General features: G+C 46.8%; 3 protein-coding genes. 1 reads left to right on the forward strand and 2 read right to left on the reverse strand.

Features of this window, described 5'->3' with window-relative positions; genetic code table 11:
• Nucleotides 1-78 precede the first annotated feature (78 nt).
• Both ENN47_06975 and ENN47_06980 read right to left on the reverse strand, forming a co-directional pair.
• Nucleotides 79-1770, reverse strand: a complete 1692-nt coding sequence (locus tag ENN47_06975) for a PAS domain S-box protein (GenBank protein ID HDP77911.1) — start codon at nucleotides 1768-1770, stop codon at nucleotides 79-81.
• A 20-nt stretch (nucleotides 1771-1790) separates the two neighbouring features.
• Nucleotides 1791-3122 (reverse strand): HD domain-containing protein, encoded by a 1332-nt coding sequence (locus tag ENN47_06980; protein ID HDP77912.1) that lies wholly within the window; start codon nucleotides 3120-3122, stop codon nucleotides 1791-1793.
• 371 nt (nucleotides 3123-3493) lie between these two features.
• On the opposite strand from ENN47_06980, the gene ENN47_06985 reads away from it, so the two are divergent.
• Nucleotides 3494-4381: amino acid permease (locus ENN47_06985; GenBank protein HDP77913.1), on the forward strand; the 888-nt coding region annotated here is incomplete at its 3' end.

Here is a 4381-nt window from a genome sequence, read left to right on the forward strand (position 1 = left end):
CGAAATTCTCATTATCCGTGCAGTTCACAACGTCCACAGTTCCAGGGAAGAGAGCTTCTGCAGTTTAAAATCTGATGTCTAGATCGGCAAAAACCCAGAACTGAAGAGCTCAAGACAGGCTTTGACGACTCCTTCATCATACTTCGTGCCAACTCCTGATTTAATCTCTTCCAGGGCCATCTCAAGTCCCAGTGCGGGTCTATAAGGACGATGGGAGCTTACTACCTCGACAACATCTGCAACTGCAAGAATTCTCGCTTCAAGCATTATTTCACCGTCTTTCAGACCTCTCGGATAACCGGACCCATCGACTCTCTCGCGATGCTGCCTGACTATTTCTGCAACGGGCAGACCGAAATGGATCTCCTTCAGGACTTTGTAGCCTTCGTCGGGATGATTCTTGATCAACGCCCATTCAATCTCGTTAAGCCTTCCGGGTTTGTTAAGTATATCTGCAGGAATGGAAAGCTTCCCTATGTCATGGACAATAGCTGCTATTCTCAGCGCTTCAAGTCTTTCATTGGGGAGTTTGAGTCGTTCCGCAATTGCCGTCGCTATTCTTTCAACCTTTCTCTGATGATCAACCGTGTAGGGATCCTTGACCTTCAGAAGGCTGGACATTGTTAGCAGAAGGTCATCCCTGCTTCTTCTGAGAGCTTCTTCTCCCTTCTTGAGTTGCGTAATGTCTCTGCCAATTCCGACCAGACCGGAGACTTCCCCGTCATCATCGAATACCGGCGACAGATTGATACTGTAGTGTCTCTGGTTGATCCCTTCGCCAAAGCTCCACTCATATGTAGTTGGCTCTCCGCTGAGAGCTCTCTTGTTATTAATCATATGTACTTCTGCTGTCCCTTCAGGGAATATATCGGCTGCGGTCTTGCCAATGAAGGAATCTATATCGATTTCTGAATTCTCTATCCAGGCTCCAAAAATCGCAATAAGCCTGCTCTCTCTATCCAGTTCGAAGATTATGTCGTCCGTAGATTCTACAATCGCTCTGTACTTCTCTTCGCGCTCTCTCAGCCTCGAGTAGATCTCGAGTTCTCTTGTCTTGTCATACGCGAGATCCACTACTCCCAACATATCTCCAGAAGTATCGAAGATCGGGTATGCCTTGATGTGCCAGATGATTCCGTTCTGCTCGATCTCTTCAACAACTGTTTTCTTTTCCCTGACGGCCTTCGATACAGGGCAATCGTCGCAAGGAATTTGCCTTCCGTACCACAGGTGATAGCATGTCTTGCCCAGCAGACTCTCTTTGTCTACCGCCACCCTATCTCTGAATGCTTTGTTCGCCCATACAATACTAAGATCAGGCTTATGATACGCAACTATCTCTTCAATATTGTCCAGAATGAGCTGCAGAGTCTGCCCTGACTCAGCAAGTTTTCTCCTGGTTTCCTTCTGCTCAGTTACGTCGATTCCAACCGACTGGTATTCAATCAGCTTCCCGGTAGCGCCATGCACCGGTTGATTGTACCAGTGAATCCAGTGCACAGCTCCATCGGCAGCCACTGCGGGATCTTCCCTTTGAAAAGAGTGTTCAACTTCTGCTTTGCTGTGCAAGGCTTTCTCAAGCTCCCTGCTTGGATCCCTTTCGGCAAAATCAATCCATTGTTTTCCGAGTAGTTGATCCCTTTCCATAACGAAGAACTCGGCATATGCGTGATTGACAAAAGTTAGTGTTGTATCGGCCTTCCACCTGCAGATGAGCAGATCTGGATTGTCCGCAATTGACTCATAGAGCAAGTTGTAATGATTAACCATCCATATCGCCTCTCACGGGATCACTCCTCATGGGCTTTAAACGAGAAGCCACTCTGGAACAACTCCAGACAGCTATTCACAACTGACGAATCATAAAGCTTTCCTGAATTACTTCCGATTTCCTCCATAGCCTCTTCAACACTGTGCGCTCTTCTATAAGGCCTTTCCGAAAGCATCGCTTCAACCACGTCAGCTACCGAAAGAATTTTCGATGTCAGCAATATTTCTTTGTCGGTCAGTCCTTCTGGATACCCTGAGCCGTCCAAGCGTTCATGATGCTGCAGTATTGTATCGAGCACCGACCCTTCGAAAGGTATCCCTTTCATAAGATCATAGCTCTTGCCCGGGTGGAGTTCTATGAAATCCCGCTCCTGTTCGTTTAGAAACATCGCTTTTGAGAGGATATCTGTAGGTATAAACAGCTTTCCAATATCGTGGAGCCTGGAGGCGAACGAAAGCACATTTCGATCATCCTGTGAAAGTCGCATCTTTCTTGCTATCTCGTCGGCCAGTATAGCAACTCGCTTCTGGTGACCTGCTGTGTATGGATCCTTTATTTCAGTCGTCTCGCTCATAATTGCAATAAGCTCTTCTTGGGTCTTGCTGATTCTATTGTAAAGGCTGTCGATCGGCTCGCGAATAGACCTGTAGACTATCCCCTGCAAGATAACGAAATAAGATATCACTCTGAAAACATGGCCAAGCATGTTAGAAAAACCGTACACGTCGGTATAGGTTGTAAAAACTATCTCACCGGCAGCGGTCATAAGAAGAGCCAGAAAGTAGTGCTTTCTGTAAGGGAGGACGTATGGGGAATTACTCTTGAAAAGAATATAGATGCTCAATAATATGATTCCTATTACTACATACTCCATCGAAATCTTGAATGAAGTGAGACCGGTTCCAGGAATAAAGCAGTCGGGAAAGTATCCAAGGGCGATCGCCATCGTTCCAAGCGCTCCTGCAATCATGAATCCTGCAAAATAGCCAATATTGAGGCTTCGTTTCTTAGGCAGAACCAGCGCCAGCGCCAGACCGGAAGCCTCTATCAACCGACCCAGAATCCAGAACTGTGTCGGCTGATTTGCCGTCCAGGAAGGGAAGACCCCCATCCCGGCATACGAAATCGTGTGAAGAACATCAAGAAACATTACTACGCTGTAGAGATATCCCATTCTCAGTACAAGAACATTCTTTCCTCTGGAAATGAATGCCATTGATACCAGGACTCCGGCGATCAAAATCGCAGTAATTTCGATAAACGAGTGGAAAAGAAGAAAATTCAAACGCGACACTGCCCACGAGGCTAGAGCGATCAATATCCATAAGGAAACAGTAACAGTCTTAGACATGGTTTTTCCTCCACCTAAAAGCCTCCCTCAAGATCAGATCTTGGGCCAACAGTCTTGACCGAATTCCAAGCAATTCGGTGCCAAAATGACTCTTCTAATTCCGGAAGAAACACCCCAACGACAAAAGAATCTGCAATACAGGCTCCTAAGATTGTACTTGAGTATACTCCAACACCGATGAGTTTTTTTACTCTAAAGTGTACTGAGTTTCGATAGGCACTGCGCAAGGCAATGCAGGGATTCCCGTTTTTTCAAATCTAGACAAGTCTTTCTGCTTAAGCTATCCTCAATGTATAATACAAGATGCATTATTGACGAGACATTCGAACTCGACGCCAAATTCCCTACGAGTACTCAGAAAGGTGGAACGGATGAAAAAAGGTATGAAGTTCTGGGATCTGGTAGCTCTGGAAATAGGTATGACTATCGGAGCGGGGATATTCATCTACATGCCAATAGCCTATAGAAGTGCGGGAGTGGGTACCATTCCGGCTTTCGTTTTCGCATTTCTCCCGATGGCGATCATAATGATCAACGTGATGCTTCTAGGTTCTACGCTTCCGACAACCGGAGGAACCTTCAAGTACGGTGCTTTCCTCTTCTCACCCAGAGTCGCATTTCTCGGCCTTTGGGCCTATCTCTTCGGGGCCTTTGTAGGTCTCTTTCCTCTGAATGCGCTCGCGCTTGCGTCATACATGAAAGGGATCTGGGACGGGATTCCCCTTGTTCCGGTAGCCTTTCTGATACTCACCTTCTTCTATATCGTGAACCTTCTAGGACTGAAGATAGCCTCTCGTGTAGAAATTATATCCGTAGCCCTATTGTTCATAGCCATAGCAGTCTACACCGTGCCAGGCATGGCTAACATAGAACCGGGGAATATTGAAGGCGTTTTTTCAACGGGCATTGGTTCAATGATCTACGCTTCGGCGCTCTTGACTTTCACATTTGCGGGCTCTAATGCCGTGATAGAGCTTGGCGGAGAGGTGGAGAACGCAAAAAAGAATCTGCCGCTTTCGGTAATCTTCTCCCTCTCAGTTGTCTTGGCTTGCTATCTCCTGATGGCAGTTGTCTCGTTTGGTGTCGGTGGGGACATGCTCGAGAAAGGAACTCTTAACGACATTGCTTCGAACTATCTCAGCGGATTTCTTTTCTACGTCTTCGCATTCGGCGGCCCGATACTCGCTATCGCAACAACAATCAACGCAACTTATATGTGGGGAACAAGGTCGTTGCTTGCGCTCTGCAGGCTGAGAGTC

This window comes from Mesotoga infera, from assembly GCA_011045915.1.
GTDB classification, from domain to species: domain Bacteria; phylum Thermotogota; class Thermotogae; order Petrotogales; family Kosmotogaceae; genus Mesotoga; species Mesotoga infera_D.